Origin of the sequence: Mycobacterium liflandii, from assembly GCF_022354805.1 — a bacterium.
GTDB lineage: Bacteria > Actinomycetota > Actinomycetes > Mycobacteriales > Mycobacteriaceae > Mycobacterium > Mycobacterium marinum.
This window is the reverse complement of record NZ_CP023138.1, coordinates 398753-416147: the sequence shown is the minus strand read 5'-3', so window position 1 is coordinate 416147 and position 17395 is coordinate 398753. Positions and strand designations below refer to the sequence as shown.

Annotated in this window: 17 protein-coding genes and 3 pseudogenes; 6 read left to right on the top strand and 14 right to left on the bottom strand. The window is 65.2% G+C overall.

The window, feature by feature from the left end:
• The first annotated feature begins 138 nt into the window (after positions 1-138).
• Positions 139-1060, top strand: a pseudogene (locus tag CKW46_RS01980) (universal stress protein).
• A gap of 13 nt (positions 1061-1073) precedes the next feature.
• On the opposite strand, the gene CKW46_RS01975 reads toward CKW46_RS01980, so the two are convergent.
• Complete coding sequence (locus CKW46_RS01975; protein ID WP_015357673.1) at positions 1074-1766, bottom strand: esterase; 693 nt, start codon at positions 1764-1766, stop codon at positions 1074-1076.
• 655 nt (positions 1767-2421) lie between these two features.
• Between CKW46_RS01975 and CKW46_RS01970 the strand changes: the two genes are divergently transcribed.
• Together CKW46_RS01970 and CKW46_RS01965 are read left to right on the top strand one after the other, a co-directional pair.
• Complete coding sequence (locus CKW46_RS01970) at positions 2422-2853, top strand: hypothetical protein (RefSeq protein WP_015357671.1); 432 nt, start codon at positions 2422-2424, stop codon at positions 2851-2853.
• Between the two features lie 10 nt (positions 2854-2863).
• Positions 2864-3871, top strand: coding sequence for a PHP domain-containing protein (locus CKW46_RS01965; protein WP_482052728.1), 1008 nt, complete (start codon positions 2864-2866; stop codon positions 3869-3871).
• Here CKW46_RS01965 and dinB read toward each other — a convergent pair.
• Positions 3860-5048: pseudogene (gene dinB / locus CKW46_RS01960) on the bottom strand (DNA polymerase IV). The gene CKW46_RS01965 and the pseudogene dinB sit on opposite strands and share 12 nt — an antisense overlap.
• 31 nt (positions 5049-5079) lie before the next feature.
• Positions 5080-5727, bottom strand: coding sequence for a TetR/AcrR family transcriptional regulator (locus tag CKW46_RS01955; protein WP_117436059.1), 648 nt, complete (start codon positions 5725-5727; stop codon positions 5080-5082).
• Positions 5728-5802: 75 nt separating this feature from the next.
• Between CKW46_RS01955 and CKW46_RS01950 the strand changes: the two genes are divergently transcribed.
• Positions 5803-7272 (top strand): flavin-containing monooxygenase, encoded by a 1470-nt coding sequence (locus CKW46_RS01950; protein WP_015357668.1) that lies wholly within the window; start codon positions 5803-5805, stop codon positions 7270-7272.
• 19 nt (positions 7273-7291) lie between these two features.
• On the opposite strand, the gene rraA is transcribed toward CKW46_RS01950, so the two are convergent.
• The 9 genes from rraA to CKW46_RS01905 all read right to left on the bottom strand — a co-directional run bounded on the left by rraA (position 7292) and on the right by CKW46_RS01905 (position 12979).
• The gene (gene rraA / locus CKW46_RS01945; protein WP_015357667.1) at positions 7292-7789 is read right to left on the bottom strand and encodes a ribonuclease E activity regulator RraA; all 498 of its coding nucleotides are present in this window, start codon (positions 7787-7789) and stop codon (positions 7292-7294) included.
• A gap of 3 nt (positions 7790-7792) precedes the next feature.
• Positions 7793-8263: an Rv3852 family protein gene (locus tag CKW46_RS01940; RefSeq protein WP_482052727.1), complete on the bottom strand. Its 471-nt coding sequence runs from the start codon at positions 8261-8263 to the stop codon at positions 7793-7795.
• 115 nt (positions 8264-8378) lie between these two features.
• Complete coding sequence (locus tag CKW46_RS01935; protein ID WP_011742489.1) at positions 8379-8630, bottom strand: hypothetical protein; 252 nt, start codon at positions 8628-8630, stop codon at positions 8379-8381.
• A 72-nt stretch (positions 8631-8702) separates the two neighbouring features.
• Positions 8703-9359 carry a DUF6474 family protein gene (locus CKW46_RS01930; protein ID WP_020785529.1) on the bottom strand — a complete coding sequence of 219 codons (657 nt, stop codon included), beginning with the start codon at positions 9357-9359 and terminating at the stop codon, positions 8703-8705.
• Between the two features lie 124 nt (positions 9360-9483).
• Complete coding sequence (locus CKW46_RS01925; protein ID WP_011742487.1) at positions 9484-9882, bottom strand: hypothetical protein; 399 nt, start codon at positions 9880-9882, stop codon at positions 9484-9486.
• 461 nt (positions 9883-10343) lie between these two features.
• Positions 10344-11048, bottom strand: a complete 705-nt coding sequence (locus CKW46_RS01920; protein WP_499018657.1) for a TMEM165/GDT1 family protein — start codon at positions 11046-11048, stop codon at positions 10344-10346.
• 253 nt (positions 11049-11301) lie between these two features.
• Positions 11302-11835: a hypothetical protein gene (locus CKW46_RS01915; RefSeq protein ID WP_012396897.1), complete on the bottom strand. Its 534-nt coding sequence runs from the start codon at positions 11833-11835 to the stop codon at positions 11302-11304.
• A gap of 216 nt (positions 11836-12051) precedes the next feature.
• A complete protein-coding gene (locus CKW46_RS01910) occupies positions 12052-12675 on the bottom strand; it encodes a superoxide dismutase (RefSeq protein ID WP_117436047.1) in 624 nt (207 codons plus the stop codon).
• A 148-nt stretch (positions 12676-12823) separates the two neighbouring features.
• Positions 12824-12979 (bottom strand): hypothetical protein, encoded by a 156-nt coding sequence (locus CKW46_RS01905; RefSeq protein WP_012396896.1) that lies wholly within the window; start codon positions 12977-12979, stop codon positions 12824-12826.
• Between the two features lie 466 nt (positions 12980-13445).
• Here CKW46_RS01905 and CKW46_RS01900 point away from each other — a divergent pair, with 466 nt between their 5' ends.
• A complete protein-coding gene (locus CKW46_RS01900) occupies positions 13446-14519 on the top strand; it encodes a DUF4328 domain-containing protein (RefSeq protein WP_482052726.1) in 1074 nt (357 codons plus the stop codon).
• A 5-nt stretch (positions 14520-14524) separates the two neighbouring features.
• A complete protein-coding gene (locus CKW46_RS01895; protein ID WP_482052725.1) occupies positions 14525-15370 on the top strand; it encodes a glycerophosphodiester phosphodiesterase in 846 nt (281 codons plus the stop codon).
• On the opposite strand, the gene CKW46_RS01890 is transcribed toward CKW46_RS01895, so the two are convergent.
• Positions 15367-15912, bottom strand: a complete 546-nt coding sequence (locus CKW46_RS01890) for a ferritin (RefSeq protein WP_041300751.1) — start codon at positions 15910-15912, stop codon at positions 15367-15369. The genes CKW46_RS01895 and CKW46_RS01890 overlap by 4 nt on opposite strands.
• Positions 15913-16104: 192 nt before the next feature.
• A pseudogene (locus CKW46_RS01885) lies at positions 16105-17333 on the bottom strand (LCP family protein).
• Positions 17334-17395 lie beyond the last annotated feature (62 nt).

The following is a 17395-nucleotide window of genomic DNA, read 5'->3' as shown; positions in this document are numbered from 1 at the left end:
CCTGCGAGCAATAGTGCCCACGGAGAAGGGACCAACGCCTCCTGCCACCCGCACGCGGATTAACTAACGTCGGTGTTAGCCGGCAAAGCTTGAACGTCCACCACATGCGGTAGCGATGCCCGAACAGGGAGGTTGTCTATGTCGACCGAGTCCACGAGCCCGGCAATTGTGGTCGGCGTCGACGGCTCGCCGGCCTCCACGTTGGCGGTGGAGTGGGCCGCGCGGGACGCTGAGATGCGTAATGTGCCGCTGAAGGTGGTGCACGTCTTCGCGCCCATGGTGGCTCCCGCTAACGGATGGGCAGACGTTGCGATGCCCGCGGACTATGCGCGCTGGCGAGAAGACCAGGCGCACCAGATTGTGCAGCAGGCCCACGCGGTGGCGGTCGACGCGGCCGCGCCGGGTCGGGCAGCGCACGTCACGAGCGAGGTGCGCTATGCCGCGATCGTGCCCGCCATGGTGGAGCTGTCCCAGCAGGCCGAGATGGTCGTGGTGGGTTGCCGCGGCCAGGGCGGGGTGGCTAGTGCCCTGCTGGGGTCGGTCAGTTCCGGGCTGGCCCACCACGCACATTGCCCCGTCGCGATCATCCATGACGATGAACCGCTGCCACCGCGGTCCGCACAGGCGCCGGTGCTGGTGGGCGTCGATGGCTCGCCCACCTCGGAGTTGGCCACCGAGATCGCTTTCGACGAGGCATCTCGGCGCGGCGCGGAATTGGTGGCATTGCACGCTTGGACCGACATGGGTCCCCTCGACTTCCCGAGCATCAATTGGGCGCCGATCGAGTGGAGCAACATCAAGGACCAGGAGGAAGAAAGTCCTAGCGGAACGCCTTTGCGGATGGCAGGAACGCTATCCCGATGTGGTTACGCACAAGGTTGTGGTGAGCGACCGACCAGCACCTCGGCTGCTCGAACACGCCCACGACGCTCAGCTTGTGGTTGTGGGCAGCCACGGTCGCGGTGGGTTCCCCGGCATGCTGCTCGGCTCGGTCAGCCGAGCGGTCGTCAACTCGGCACGGATTCTGGTCATCATCGCCCGCACGCCCCCAAACTCCTGAGGCCAAGCCGCGGCTAGGCCAGCATCGGGTCCACCGCAGCGCGGGGGACCAGCACCTGGCGAGCGCCGGCGGCTTCGGGCAGCAGTTCCCCCGGGCTGAAGGAGAACGTGATCCCGTCATTGGAGATGGCGAAATTCTGGTAGTTCTTCGGGTCCAGACCGGCGCTGGATGCGATCACCACCTGCTCCTCGGACTGCTTTGACAATTCGCTTTCCACGATTGGGAAAACGACCTTCAGCGGATCGGTTTCAGGCTGCCACAACTTGTCCCAAGTGATCGGCTTGCGATAGGCCTGGTCCCAATTGAACGCCTTGTATGTGGTTTGGGGGCGCGGGCCACCGACGTTTTGATAAATCTTGAGCACCACGCTCTGCGTTCCCCGCGGAGGAATCGCCGACTCGTAATTGGTCGAGGTGATGTCGAGCTCGTAGGGTGCGTCGCGCGCAGTGGAGGATTTCGCCTTGTCGAGGAAATGCTCGCCCGTCTCGCGGACGAAGCTCTCGAGCGACTTCCCGTCGGGGTAGTTGCTTGGCAGGCTGATATCGACGGTGTAGCCGGGTTCGGTCATCTGAATCTTGCACACCTCGCCGGTGGTGGTCCCTTTGAGTTCGTCGCAGTAGCTCTTGGGCGGCGCGGCTGCGGCGAGGCCGGTAGAGCCGAAGAGCGTGGCAAACGTGACCAGCACGAACATCATGATGTGACGCATGTCGAAATTCCTCCTGGAGCACATCGCGGCGCGACGGCATAGACACAAGGGATTGGCTTGCCGCGAGATTTGCATCGACGACAAGGCGGGGCCAGCTGGTGCGGACCCCGGTGACCGACGTGACCCAAGCTAGCAGATCATCTGGATTTGGCCGCTAACGCGCAGCAGACGACCGGCGCGCAGGCCGTGCGGCTCCCGGCGGTTTAGGTGAGGCCTGCCCTTAGCCCGCGGGTTATCTCCTCGGGCATGATCGGGCTCTCGGCCGGCCCACAATTGCAGCTGAAGCCGCCGAAGGGGTTGGGCTCTTCGATGACTTCACCGGGACTGGCGCCGGCCGGTGTCGCCCCAACCAGGCAGCCGATAATGACGGCAGCGCCAACCAACACCGTTCTCATCGCGGGGCGCTTCAGAATGGGGAATCCCACGTTTGGCCGTTCGTGCTTCGCGATCGACAGAACGGCCTCTCCTTCAGAATTGTCGGTATCTCACGGACGACTAACTCGTCACGCAGCTGTATTCGACGGTATTTGCCGGGTGATCGACGGTTCAAGCAAATGGGTGACACACATGCAGAATCCATAACCACCGCGGTGCCCGATGGCGTGACGTCGGAGAACGCCATGAAGCCCGGGGCGCAACTAGACTCCATACAACGATGAGCCACATCCTCGGGGTCGACACCGCCATCACGCTGGTGGCGGCGGGAGCCATCTTTCTGCTGGCCCTGGCGCTCGGAGTGTGGAAATACCGGCAGGTCATGGTCAGCGATGGGCACCGGGCCCACGTTTACGTCGATATCGCGCATCGGCCCGCGCTGCTCTACGCGTTCGCAACGCTGCTGGTTGCCGTCTTCGTCGAGCTGAGCGTCTGGCCAGCGTGGCTCAATCTCACGGCGGCGATGGTCATGGTGTTCTTTTTCGTCGCTGCGATCGCGACATACATCTTCCACGGCGCGCGTCGTGACACCGAGAATCAGTTCGATCCTGCTGTGCCGGGGACCGGCGTGTTCATGGTCTCGTTAATGCTGGGGGAGATTGGGGGCTTCACGGTGGTCTTCGTGGGGTTCATCGTCGGTCAGCTGAGGTGAGCGACAAGGCATGGATCCGGTAGCCGCACTTCGGCAGATCGCCTACTACAAGGACCGAAGCCGTCAGGACCCCAGACGGGTCATGGCCTATCGCAACGCCGCCGACAGCATCGAAAAACTGGACGAGGATGCGCGCCAGCGGCATGGTCGGGCCAACAGCTGGCAATCGCTGCCGGGTATCGGTCCCAAGACCGCAAAGGTCATCAGCCAAGCGTGGTCCGGTCAGGAGCCCGATCTGCTGGTCGAACTGCGGTCTGCGGCGCAAGATCTGGGCGGCGGTGAGATTCGCGGCGCGCTGCGTGGGGATCTGCACCTGCACTCGGAGTGGTCGGACGGCTCGGCGCCGATCGAGGAGATGATGGACACCGCGGCGGCGTTGGGGCATGAGTATTGCGCGCTAACCGACCACTCGCCGCGGCTGACGATCGCCAACGGGCTGTCGGCAGAGCGATTGCGCAGGCAGCTCGATGTCATTGACGAACTGCGCGAGAGGTTCGCCCCGATGCGCATCCTCACCGGAATCGAGGTCGACATTCTCGAGGATGGCAGCCTCGACCAGGAACCGGAGCTGCTCGACCGTCTCGACATCGTGGTGGCCAGCGTGCACTCGAAGCTCTCGATGGAGTCGGCGGCGATGACTCGGCGGATGGTGCGGGCCGTTTCCAACGGTCATGCCGATGTGCTCGGCCACTGCACGGGCCGGTTGGTGACGGGCAACCGTGGCATCCGGCCCGAATCCAAATTCGACGCCGAAGCGGTGTTCACCGCCTGCCGTGACCACGGCACCGCGGTGGAGATCAACTCGCGTCCGGAGCGGCGCGATCCGCCGACCCGGCTACTGAACCTGGCCCGCGACATCGGCTGTGTCTTCAGCATCGACACCGACGCACACGCACCCGGCCAGCTGGACTTCCTCGGCTACGGCGCTCAGCGCGCGCTCGACGCGGGAGTTGCGGCCGATCGCATCATCAATACCTGGCCGGTCGACAGACTCCTCGACTGGGCTTCAGTCCGGTAGACGGGGCACCTCCTGGTCCGGGGCCCGGCCCACCAGTACCGCGCGGGTGAGCGCGGAGTTGCCGTATCGACGCCGAATCCGGTCCACCGCCGCGTCAATGGCCTCGGGTTCGCCGCCGAACGGCAGCATCAGTTGCTGGGCACCGCCGGGGTCGATGCTGGACACGGCGAAGCCGACCAGCGTCAATCCCCGCTGCGCGATAGCCGGCGCGGCCGAGCGCACCAGTTGGCGCGCCGCGGCGAGGATCGGCTGGGTAGACGACGTTGCCCACGGCAACGTGTGGGACCGGGTCGCCCGGCTGAAATCGTCGAATCGTAGCCGCAGCACCACGGTTCGGCCGGTGCGGCCGGCCGCTCTCATCCGGCCCGTGATTCTGTCGATCAACGTGACCACCACCGCGTCCAACTCCGCCGGCGACAGGGCGTTGCCCGCTCGCCCCAGTGCGCGCTGGGCGCCCACCGAACGCCGTCGCACACCGGTGCTCACCCGGCGCCGATCGATGTTGCGGGAGAGGGCATACAGCTGGCGCCCCATCGCCGCACCCAGCATCGAGCTCAGTGCCGATTCGCTGAGCTCGGCGACGTCGGCGACGGTGCACAGGCCGTGCGACTGCAGTTTCGCGGCCCACTCCCCAGAGCCGGCGCACCGGCAGGGGATGCAGGAATGCCAGCTCATCTTCCGGCGGCACCAGCAGCAAGCCGTCCGGCTTGGCCTCTTGGCTGGCGACTTTGGCCAGAAACTTCGTCCGCGCCACGCTGACGGTGATGGGCAGCCCGACCCGCCCGCGTACGTCTTCCCGCAGCCGCGCCGCGATCTGCACCGGTGTGCCCGAGACCCGGCGCAAGCCGGCCACATCGAGAAACGCCTCATCCACCGAAAGCGGCTCCACCAGTGGAGTGCAGTCGCGGAACACCTCGAACACGGCATCACTGGCCCGCATGTAGGCGCGCATACGCGGCGGCACCACCACGGCCTGCGGGCACAGCCGCCGCGCCTGAGCTCCGCCCACCGCGGTGCGGACCCCGTATGCCTTGGCCTCATAGCTCGCCGCCAGCACGACACCGCCGCCGACGATCACCGGCCGACCCCGCAACGAGGGGTCGTCACGCTGCTCGACGGACGCGTAGAACGAATCCAGGTCCGCGTGCAGGATGGAGGCATCGCCGTGCACGAACATATGTTCGCACCGCGGACCGACAAGTTCCTGGTTAGCGAGCCGCGCCGTAGATGCTGCTGACCCAGACGTGCACCAGGGTGTCGACCACATGTGTCTCCGGCACGGACGGCTCCTCAGCCAGGAACGACGCCGACAAAGTCCGCTCGTTCATCAGGTTGAGTGCGGTGGCCAGTTCCAGGGCGGGCAGCGTCACCGGCGCGGCGCCCCGTTCGCGCTCGGCTTCGATGATCTTGGCGGTATAGGCGATCCACTTCTGCATGAATGTCGACCACAGCTCCCGGACTTCGGTGCTGATACTTCGGACGCCCTGACCGTCCTGCACGACCGCTCGGTGCGATCCGAAGGTCTCGAAGAACACGTTGATTCCGTTGCGCCACATCGTCACGTGGTCGACGTCGGGTGCCTGGGCGAGGTTGTCCAGCGCCGCGTCGGCCTCATTGACCACCCGGTCCAGCAAGGTCAGCAACACTGCTTCCTTGGACGGGAAATAGAAGTAGAAGGTGGGGCGGGAGATGCCGGCTCCCTTGGCCAGGTCGTCGACCGAGATGTCGACCATCGGACGGTCCTCGAGCAGCTTCTCGGCCGTGTTGAGGATCGCCAGCTCCCGCTCATCACCGGATGGTCGCGCGCTACGGCGGCCCCGGCTCAGCGATGCCTGACTGGCAGTGGAAGTAGACACCACGGCAGCTTACCGCGCGTCGAGAGTTTCGACACTCCGTTGACGGACTCAACACAGCGTTGATAGCGTGGCGCCATGACTGAGCATCCTGACGTCGTGATCGTGGGGGCGGGTATCTCCGGCGTGAGTGCAGCCTGGCATCTTCAAGACCGCTGTCCGACCAAGTCCTACGCGATCCTGGAGAAGCGCGCCGCCATGGGTGGCACCTGGGATCTGTTCCGCTACCCCGGCATCCGATCCGACTCCGATATGCACACGCTGGGCTTCCGCTTTCGTCCGTGGACCGAGCGCCAGGCCATCGCCGACGGCAAGCCGATCCTCGAATACGTCAAAGGCACGGCGGCCATGTACGGCATCGACAAGCACATCCGGCTCAACCAGAAAGTCATCAGCGCGGACTGGTCGAACGCGCAGAACCGCTGGACGCTGCAGATCGAGAGCAACGGTGCCATGAGCGCCGTCACCTGTTCGTTCCTGTTTCTCTGCAGCGGCTACTACAACTACGACCAGGGCTACACCCCGAACTTCGCCGGCGCGCAGGACTTCGCCGGCTCGATCATCCATCCGCAGCACTGGCCCGAAGACCTCGACTATGACGGCAAGAACGTCGTCGTGATCGGCAGCGGTGCCTCCGCGGTCACTCTGGTCCCGGCGCTGGCGAACTCGGGGGCAAAGCACGTCACGATGCTGCAGCGCTCGCCGACCTACATAGTCTCCCAGCCAGAACGGGACAGCATCGCTGAGCGCCTCAACCGCTGGCTTCCCGAGAACATGGCCTACGCCATGGTGCGGTGGAAGAACGTGCTGCGCCAGGCCGCCGTATACGGAGCCTGCCGCAAGTGGCCGCGGCGAATGCGGAAGAACTTCATGGGACTGGCCCAGCGTCAGTTGCCCGAAGGCTATGACGTGCGAAAGCATTTCGGCCCGCACTACAACCCATGGGATCAGCGGCTATGCCTGGTGCCCAACGGCGACTTGTTCCGGGCCATTCGCCACGGACAGGTCGATGTGGTCACCGACACGATCGACCGGTTCACGCCGACCGGCATCCGGCTCAACTCGGGCCAGCAGCTGCCGGCCGACATCATCGTCACCGCAACGGGTTTGAACCTGCAGCTCTTCGGCGGGGCGGCGGTCACCGTGGACGGAGAGTCGGTGGATCTCACCAAGGCGATGGCCTACAAGGGCATGATGCTTTCCGGCCTGCCCAACATGGCCTACACCGTTGGCTACACCAACGCGTCGTGGACACTGAAGGCGGATCTGGTGTCGGAGTTCGTTTGCCGTCTGCTCAACTACATGGACGCCAATGACTATGAGTCCGTCGTCGTCGAGCGCCCGGGTTCGGATGTGCAGGAATGTCCATTCATGGAGTTCACTCCGGGCTATGTGCTGCGCGTGATCGACGAACTTCCCAAGCAGGGTTCACGCAAGCCGTGGCGACTCAACCAGAACTATCTGCGCGATATTCATCTGATTCGCCGCGGCAAGATCGACGACGAGGGTTTGCGATTCGCCAAAAAGCCGGTCGCAGTGCCGGTTTAGTCGCCGGCTTAGCCGCGATTCAGGATTCGGTTGCGACGGCGGCGACCACCACGATGCCGTCGTCGTCGCTGTAGGCGATCTCGCCCGGCACGAACGTGACACCGCCCAGCGTGATTTCGGCGTCGCGTTCACCCGACCCGGTCTTGGTGCTCTTGCGCGGATTGGTGCCCAGTGCCTTGATGCCAATGTCAATGCCACGCAGTGCGGCCGAATCGCGGACCGCGCCGTGCACCACCAGCCCCGCCCAGCCGTTGGAGCGCGCCAGTTCGGCGATGACATCACCGACCAGGGCGGTATGCAGGGAACCGGCACCGTCGATCACCAGCACCCCGCCCTCACCCGGCTGCGAGAGCACCGATTTCAGCAGCGCGTTGTCCTGAAAACACCGCACGGTGCTGATCGGTCCGGCGAGCTCGGCGCGGCCACCGAACTGGCGGAATTGAAGATCACAGCTGCGCACATCGGGCCCGATGTCGTCAACGAGATCGGCCGTTGGCCGAAACGCCACGTTTCCCATCGATCAGCGCCGGCGCAGCTGGCGGATCAGCAGCATCGCCAACAGGCTCAATGCGATTGCGACGACCAGCGGAACGGTGGAGTGGCTTGGCTGCTCATCGGCGACCCGGGGAAGTGGGTTGTTGGCGCGGTCTACCGTCGACTTAGCTTGTGCGGCCGCATCTTTAGCGGCTTCGACGAGTTGGCCGTTGGCGCTCGGTTGTTGCTGTGAAACGTTGGCCAGCGCGGTCGGTTGCGGGGCCGGTTCGGGGCTTTGTGCGGGCGGCTTGGTCGCCGGGGCCTTTTTGGCCGGTGCCTTTTTGGCGGGGGCCTTCTTGGCTGGCGCCTTCTGCGCCGGGGCCTTCTTGGCCGGCGTCTTCTTCGCAGGTGTCTTCTTGGCCGGTGTCTTCGCAGCCTTGTCGGCGGGCGGCTTCTTGGCCGGCTGTCCCGGTGTCGCGTCGGGTTCGCCGTCGGGTCGATCCTGCGGGTCTGCCATGCGGCCGCTCCTTTGCAGCTTCCTCATTGCTCACTAGATCGCGAAACACTCGGGTCCATCATGCCAGGACACGGTTCGTCGTCTGCCTCGCCTACCAGGTCGCCGGCCCAAGCCGCTACGGCCGGCGCCGCGTAGCCCACAGCGCTGCCGCGCCTACCGCAGCGACCACTCCCACCGCGAACGGCCAGGCGGGCAGGTCCTCGCCCGAATCGCCACCGCCATCACCACTGGCGCCGACGGTCACCGATTCGTGCGCCGCCATGCCTCCAGCCTGCGCGGATGCCGCCGGAACCGGCAGCGCGACGACAATCGTGATGGCGACCAATAACGGCGCGAACCGCAACTTCCCGAGCACCTGCGCAACCACACCACGCGAATATCTGGCTCGTGACTGAACACGGCTGCTCGAAACCCAACTGCGCAGGACCGGCATGCTGACTCAGGCTAGCCCTAGACGCGCCATCAGGTCCGCCTCGATGCCGTCGAGTTGCGAGGAGATCGCGGAATGCGCGGCTCGACGCCGCTGGGCCGGCATGTTCTTGGCTGCTGTGATAGCGGCCGAGAGTTCGCAGAGCCGCTCGCTGATGGCCGAGACGAACTGCTTGGTCTCCGCGTCCTTCGGCTTCTTTTCCTGCACAATCCGCAGCGACCGCTCACAACCGGACACCCGGGCGGACAGCTGTGCGCCGTGGCCCGAGAACTGTCCGATCTGAGCCAGCGGCACCCCGAGCTGGTCTGCCCGCCGTTGATCCAGCAGTCCGCGGGCCGCGATGGCCGCGCGATACATCACCGGCGCAAGGATCGGGGCGAGTAATCGAGACACCGTCAGTGTCCGGCGGATTCGAGCGGGCGAGAGGAACTTGCCCTCGCGGGCCGCCTTGAGTTGGGTCTCGGCGACCTTCAATGCCGCCCGGTCGCTGTCGCGCTGCGCCTTGAGCTGCGCCTTGAGCGCCTTGTCGGTCGCCTTCTGCGCGGACTTGATGCGGCGCGCCTCATTCTTGGCGGACAGTTTGGCTTCCAGCTTGGCGCGGGCCTTGATCGCGCGGGCTTCGGCGCGACGCGTCGCGCGGCTCTTTCGCTTGCGGAACAGGCCCATTCCCGGCCGCCTCCCGGTATCTCGTGGACTATCGCGGTGCGTGCGCGCTCGCTGGGCCCAACCCTAATCCGGGAGGGGCGTCGGCAATCCCTCAGGTCGGGGGACCGGCCCTGCGGTAATCGCGTTAAGCGTCGAGGCGTTCCGTCCGGCGGAGTTCTTCGATTCGCTCCACGATCTCCTGCTGCGCTTGGGTGGACAACCCTTGGGAACGAACGGCGATGCGGCGCACGCCGTCGTCACGCATCGTGGCCAGCCACTGCAGTTCCTGATCGAGGTTTTCGTAGTACTCGTCATCGGTGAAATAGGCCGACTTGATGCGAAAGAAGTTGGCGAGGGCGGCCATGGTCGCGGTGGAAGGGTTTGTGCGGTTGCCGGAGCGTAGCTGCGATAGATAAGGAGCCGACATCGTGATGCCCTCCGCCTTGAGCGCCGCAATCACCTCGGCGGAGGTATGCGGCCCCCGTCCGGGCGGGTACACCGTGTCAAACAGACGGTTCAGGCGGGCAGCGAACGTCGTGCTCATCGATATGACCTCCACCGGGCTGCAAAATTGAACGCTTATCTATATGTATTTGCTGATCATGGTAGCGACAGTTATGTCAACAACCAAGTGCAAACCTGAGGCGATTGGGTGCCGGTGCGTCGGACAGGTGCCCAAGCCGCCTCCGACGAGCGTCCAACCGATTCGGTGGGGTGTCCATAAGATGAACGAATTTCACAGGTTATCCGCAGAATACGGCCTTCGGATGGCATCGAAAGCCCACGAGCACCGGCGCTGGCAAGGAACAAAGGTGCTGCCCGTCGGCGGAACGCGCTCGATTCTGGGCAACCAGACGCCAACGGCGGACGTCGGATTGGGCGCTTTGCTGTCTATGAAGCCTCGGCGGGTGGCAGCGCGAAACCGGGGCGGGCGGGGGACCGGTGCGACGATGTCGGGGCGGTGGTCGAGATGGTCGGAGCCCGGCCGATGCCGGTTGGTGCCGGCTACCGGCCCGAGGGTGAATTCGTGCCGAGTGCGGAGGCGCTGCGACGCCGCCGGAGAGTTTGCGCCGTGGCTCCGGCAGCGGCGGCCAGCGCCACCGCCGCGGTCACACCGATGGCGACCGAGCGCCATCCCAGCGCCCCCTCGAACAGCATCCACAAGCCGAAAAGCAGGAACAGCAGGCTGGCCAGCAGATGCAGCAGCTGTTCGGGCAGCCGGTGATGCAGCAGTAGTCCGACACCTATTGCCAGGCCGTCGGCCACGATCATGCCCAAGGTGGTGCCGATCCATACGCCGGCCCAGTTGTGATCGCTGGCCAAGGTGACCGTGGCCAGGGTTGTCTTGTCGCTGAGCTCGGCCAGGATAAACGACGACACCACGGTGAGCAGCGCGAATCGGGGGTTGGGCAGATGCGCGACCTCGTCGGCGCCGGCCGGGTCTTCGCGGCCTTCGCGCCAGGCCCAGCCCGCGAATATCAGGAAGGCGATCGCTCCCACAAACGCCATCGGCCGGGCCGGCACCGTGGTGCCCAGGAAGTGGCCGACCGCCACCGAGACACCATGCACGGTGACGGATGCGATCGCTACCCCGGTCAGCACCACCCACCAGCTGTACCGCAACGCGTAGGTCATCGTGATCAGCTGCGATCTGTCGCCCAGCTCGGCAAGGAAAACCACTCCGAGACTCAGCATTGTGGCGGAAAGCATGCGGGCGACCTCTCGACACGTGCCGATGACCGTCCGGTCATCGAACATCGGTCGAAGGTCTCGCCCACCGTCCGGTGTGACGGTTCGCGGGCCGGGCTGTGCGCCAGTATGTCGACCCAACGATTCGGGGCTACTCCCCTTCGCTAACAGTTTCCCAGGCTAGCGGCCGGATTCGATGCGCGCCACCGTGGCGATGAAGTTCGGGCGGCCGTATCCGTCGATTCGGCGCGCGAACTTATTGGTTCGAATCTCCTTATGCGGCAAGCAGCATCGCCAGAATTGCGGTGTCGGGATGACTGATGGGGTCAACGCCGACGCGGCTGACCATCGAGGTGATGGTTCCGTCGGCTTCGGCCTCCACCCACGCCGCCCGATGTTCCAATCCCAGATACGGCAACCCCGGTAGCAGCACACAGCCCGAGGCGGCGCCGGTGCACTCCGGCAGCGACGGCGTCGTTTCCGACGGCGGATGCAACATGAGCAATGCAGGGGGTTGATGATCGGCGAAGTATCCCGGCTGGATCGCGGATTCGCCGAACACCGTGCCCTCGGCCAGCACCAGTCCGACGGTGCCGGGCTCGGGCTCATCGGGCAATTCCTCGCGCGCCCCGAATACCGTGGTGGTCGAAAGCAACCCGGGCAAAGATGCGACGCGCACGGCGACCATCAACAGTTGAGCCCATTCTTTCGTTGAATCAGGCCAACGCCCGGAGATGACAAACCCTTTCAGTGAACCACGAGAATGAAAGGGTGCAACACCGATAGGCCCATCTGACCCAGCATCCATCTCGCCCTCCGTTGACGCCTCCATCCGAAATAACCACGCTGGTAGCTCGAATAAATGGTAACTCGAATGATCAAGCATGCGCGGGGTTTTGGCGCCGTGCAACTCGACACGGCGGGTGTCCGGCGGTGTTCGTAAGCGCGAAATATTAAGGCCCGGTTAAAACGCAAGGGCGCCGCGCAATGGTGTGCGCGGCGCCCAAGCCTTCGGGTATTCGAGTCAGCCGAAGATTAATCCTCGAGTTTTCGAGGTGGCGGCGTCGTAGCGCGACTGTACGTCGGCCCAGTTGACGACATTCCAGAAGGCCTTGGCGAAGTCGACCTTCACATTCTTGTACTGCAGGTAGAACGCGTGCTCCCACATGTCGAGCAGCAGCAGCGGGACAATGCCCAGCGGGAAGTTGGTCTGGTGGTCGTAGACCTGGAAGATCAGCAGCTTGTTGCCGAGGGTGTCCCAGCCCAGCGCTGCCCAACCCGACCCCTGCACGGTGGTCGCGGCGGCGTGGAACTGGGCCCGAAACTTGTCGAACGACCCGAACGCCTCATCGATGGCCGCGGCGAGTTCACCGGTGGGCTTGTCGCCACCGTTGGGGGAGAGATTCTTCCACCAGATGGTGTGGTTGACGTGGCCGGCGAGGTTGAAAGCGAGGTTCTTCTCGTTCAGCAGGATCGTCGAGTGGTCTTCCTTAGCGCGCGCTTCCTCGAGTTTGGTGACGGAGTCATTGGCACCCTTGACGTAGGTGGCGTGGTGCTTACTGTGGTGAAGCTCGTTGATCTGACCTGAGATGTGGGGTTCCAGGGCTCCGTAGTCCCAGTCCAAATCGGGCAAGGTGTATTCAGCCACGGCATTCCTTCCTTCGATCGTCCGATAAGTCATTCGCGTGGGGACCGCCACGCAGCGGGCTGCAGTAGTTAACCCTGCTTCATGAGCGCTCGCGCCGCAAGGACGCCCCACCGGGCTGATACTGCCGGGTACCCGGTTGGTCGGGGATCTAATACAAGACGATGAGGGCGAGAACTCCCAGTAATGCCAGCGCAATCAGGCCCGCACGCAGGGCGGCTATGACGTAGGCGTGATTCCAGGTGGGCGATCCGGAGTGCGACTTCGGTGAGGGAGTCGACCCGGGGCCGTAGGAATGTGTCGCCATCGAGCGCCTTTCACCTGCACGGTCACCTCCAACAGTGAGGTGACTCACACTGAACCTGGCGTCCGCGATCATAACCTCTGGTGCCCGGCTTGAAAAATTCTTGCCTGGGCGGGTCGGCAACCGCACCAGGTGAGAGCGCCAATGCGGCGATGTGGGCCGCCGGCGGACGCTGTTCGGTGGGCCGTGGTCGGTCACGTTTGTCGAGTCGTCCAACTGGGTACAAGTGCTTAGCGCGGCAATGCATTTCGCTCGGGCCCGGCCAGGGCTGTCGATCGGCGGGTGTTGGTGGCGGGGGTTATCCACAGCGACGGCCGATCTCGACCGAAAGACGCTGTGTTGATAACCAAAACCCACCCAACCCATGTTGTGGATAAACCTGTGGAAACTGTGGATACCCACAAGTAGCTGAGTCGGAGATCGCGCGGCCCGTATGCCCACGAGTGCCGACTCGCATTACGCTGGTCCGGTGATACAGGTGTGCTCCCAGTGCGGCACTCGGTGGAACGTACGCGAGCGACAGCGCGTGTGGTGTCCCCGTTGTCGGGGAGCGCTGATGGCGCCGCTGACCGGGGCTGCGGCCGCCGACCCGCAGTCGCGAACCTCGGTCGGCCCGCAACGGGTGGCGTCTACCGCGCGGCGGGCGGCGCCCCGGCTACCACCAGGTTTTCGCTGGATAGCGGTGCGTCCGGGCGCTGCGCCACCGCACCGGCCCCGGCGACGCGCGTACGGGCCCACCCCCCGGTACACGGTGATGCCGCGCTGGGGACTGGGCGACCGCGTCGCGCAGCCCGGCCCTTCGCCCGTGCCGGTAGCGACCAAGACGGGATCGGCGGCCGCGACCGTACGCACCCTGTTGTTCGCCACCATGCTGGTTCTCGGTGCCGCCGCATTCGTCTACGCGGTGCGATACGTGTTGCTGATCATCAACCGCGACATTCTGCTGAATTCCGTGCTGGCCGGCATCGCGGTCTGGGTGGGAGTGGCGGTCAGTTTCGCCGCGCTCGCCGCGATGGGCGTCTGCTTCGTCGTACTGATCAAGTGGCTTGTCGCGCGCCGGGCCGCCGCCTTCGCCTACTACGGCCTACCCGAGCACCGCTCCACCCTGCAGTTGTGGGCTGGTTGCCTGACGCCGCTGGCAAACCTGCTGTGGGCGCCGGTGTATCTCATCGAACTCGCGGTGGTCGAGGACACCTATCAACGGTTGAAGAAACCCATCCTGGTGTGGTGGATCGCATGGGTGGTCAGCACCGCCACGTCGCTGTTCGCCATCGCCACCAGCTTTTCCAGCGACGCTCAGGGCATCGCGAACAACACCGTCATGGTGGTCGTCGCGTATGCACTGGCGGCAGCCGCCGTGGGCACCGTTTCTCGCGTTTTCGAGGGATTCGAGCGCAAGCCGGTGCAACGGCCCGCGCACCGCTGGCTGGTGATGGGTCAGGATGATCAACCCGGCCGGTCCGCCACGGATGAAGACGATCGGGTCGATGCGGCCCCTGATGCTGATGCGGTTGAGCTGGAGGGGCAGGAACCGGCAGCATAATGGGTATGACCTGGGCCGACGAGGTGATCGCCGGGCATCCTTTCGTGGTGGCCCACCGCGGGGCGTCGGGCGCCCGGCCGGAACATACGCTCGCCGCCTACGACCTGGCGCTCAAGCAGGGGGCCGACGGTGTGGAGTGCGACGTCCGGCTCACCCGTGACGGTCATCTGGTTTGCGTGCACGATCGCCGGTTGGATCGGACTTCGACCGGGGCCGGGTTGGTCAGCACGATGACGCTGGATCAGCTGCGTGAGTTGGAGTACGGCGCCTGGCATGACAGCTGGCGGCCGGACGGTGCCCACGGAGATACCAGCCTGCTGACCCTGGACGCGCTGATCTCGCTGGTGCTGGATTGGAAACGGCCGGTGAAGGTCTTCATCGAGACCAAGCATCCGGTGCGGTACGGGTCGCTGGTCGAAAGCAAGGTGCTGGCGCTGCTGCAGCGCTTCGGCATTGCCCAACCTGCGTCCGCAGACCGGTCCCGCGCCGTCGTGATGTCGTTTTCGGCGGCCGCGGTGTGGCGGATTCGCCGAGCAGCACCGCTGCTGCCAACGGTGCTGCTCGGCAAAACGGCTCGCTATCTGGCCAGCGGTGCCGCCTCGGCTGTCGGAGCGACCGCCGTGGGACCGTCGCTGGCGGTGTTGCGGGAATATCCACAACTCGTCGATCGCGCCGCCGCCCAGGGGCGAGCGGTGTACTGCTGGGGTGTCGACGAGTACGAAGACATCGATTTCTGCCGGGACGTCGGCGTGGCGTGGATGGCCACCGACCGCCCCGGCCGCGCCAAGGCCTGGTTGCAGCATGGCCGGCCGGGCGTGAGTAGCGGTCCCGCCGCCCCGCCGGAGGCCTAGAGGTTGCCTCCGGCGGCACGCGGAGCGGCTGCGCCCGACGGAGCCCGGCCGACCTCACGCGCAACGAAGTTCTCGAGCTCGAACAGGTTGGCCCCGGCCCGGTCGGCAATGCGCACCAGGCTGGCCATCAGCGCCACCTCTTCGATCTGCTCCTGCAGGAACCACTGCATGAACTGCTCGCCGAGGAAGTCGCTCTCATCGCGTGCCACCGCGGTCAGCCGACTGACCTGATCGGTGACGGCCCGCTCCTGATCGAGGGCCAACGCCAGGGCGTCGCGCGGCTTGTCGAAGTGATTTCGTACCGAGTCGATTCCCGGAATCTCGACACGGAGGTCGCGGTCGATCAGATGCTGCACCAGCATCATCGCGTGGTTGCGCTCCTCGACCGCCTGAGCGTAAAAGTGCTTCGCCAATTGGGGCAATTCTTCGCTATCGAAATAAACGGCAATGGCAACGTATTGTTGGGCCGCGGTGAATTCGTTGAAAATTTGTTCCTGCACCAGCGCATGGACTTTCGTCTTTGGTCCGTCGTAGTCGGTCATACCGCCAGAATAGTGCAGGTAAAACGCCACCTGCAACGAAGGCATGACTTACTCAGGAAAGGTTTTCCTAAGCCGATGCGCGAAATCAATAAGGTCAGGTTTGCCTAAGTAAACCTAGCCGGGCCGGAATTATGGGCGCATTTTCCGCATTTTTATGACCTACAACACACCCGGGGCGCCGAAATTGCGTTGTTATGGTGGCCCGTCGAAAGCGTCGGCCGGTATCGGTGTGTCGGAAGCCAGCGCGTCGAACATCTCGGCGGCCGCGTCGTGGTTCCACACCACGACCGAGCCGACGTCGGTGGTGGTGAATTCGCCGATCGGCACCGTCAGGGCCGACGGGTGCCCGTGTAGCGCCCACCCGAGCCGGGCAAGGTCGAATACGTGGGCCCCCTGGTCGACGGTGAGCGCCGCGGCTGCGGCGCGCGGCACCGAATACCAACGCCACGGATTGAGCCATACCGCGGGGCTTTCGGCCCGGCGCAGCAACGCGGACATGAACTGGCGCTGGTTGATCATCCGGTCCAGGTCGGCTCTCGGTGTGGCTCGGGACCTGACGTAGCCCAGTGCGCTTCGGCCGTCGAGTTGCTGGCAGCCCGGCGCTAGGTCGATGCCGGCCAGTGGATCGCTGATCGGGTCCGTCAAACACATCCGGACACCGCCGAGCGCGTCGACCAGTTCGGCGAATCCGCCGAATCCGATCTCGGCATAGTGGTCGATTCGCAGGCCGGTGGCCTGTTCGACCGTCTGCACCAGCAAGGGCGCCCCGCCTATGGCGAATGCCGCGTTGATCTTGTCGCGGCCATACCCGGGAACGGGGACATATGAATCGCGCGGGATCGATACCAGGGCCGTCGGGGTGCTCGATCCGAGTCCGGCCAGGTGGACCAGCAGGATGGTGTCGGTTCGCCCGTCTCCGGGATCTCCGCCGGTGGTCAGCTCCTGCTGTTGCTCGGTGGTCAGACCCTGGCGACTGTCCGAGCCGACGATGAGCCAGTTGGTGCCGCGCCCGGGACCGGGCCGGTCGGCATAGTCGCGCAATACCGGTTCCCGGTGCAGCGCCGTGTCCAGCCACAAAGCCCCGCCGAGAATGCCGGCGCCGGCCAGCAACACGGCGGTCAGCAGGCTCAGCGCAACGATCTTGCCCCAGCGGCGCTTGGTCTTTTTGCGGCGCGCTTTGGGTGCGGCCGGACGTGGCGGCGGCGCCGGGGTGGGGGTGCGCCGCCGGCGTCGGGGCCGACGGGGCCGGTGGCCGGTTTGGGTGGAGGTGGCGCTGAGGTTGGTTGACGCGGTGGCGCCCCGCTGGGTTCGGCCGGACGGCGCAGGGGCAGCGTGTCGCGCCGGATGACCTGCGAGGGTTCCGATTGCGGCGGGATCGGAGGCTGGGGTCGCCGAAACTGAGCGGGTCGATCGCCGTTCACCTGGACAACGTACGTGCCAGGACACCGGAACGCAGCCGGCCGCCACGGCGCGCGGGGCGCAA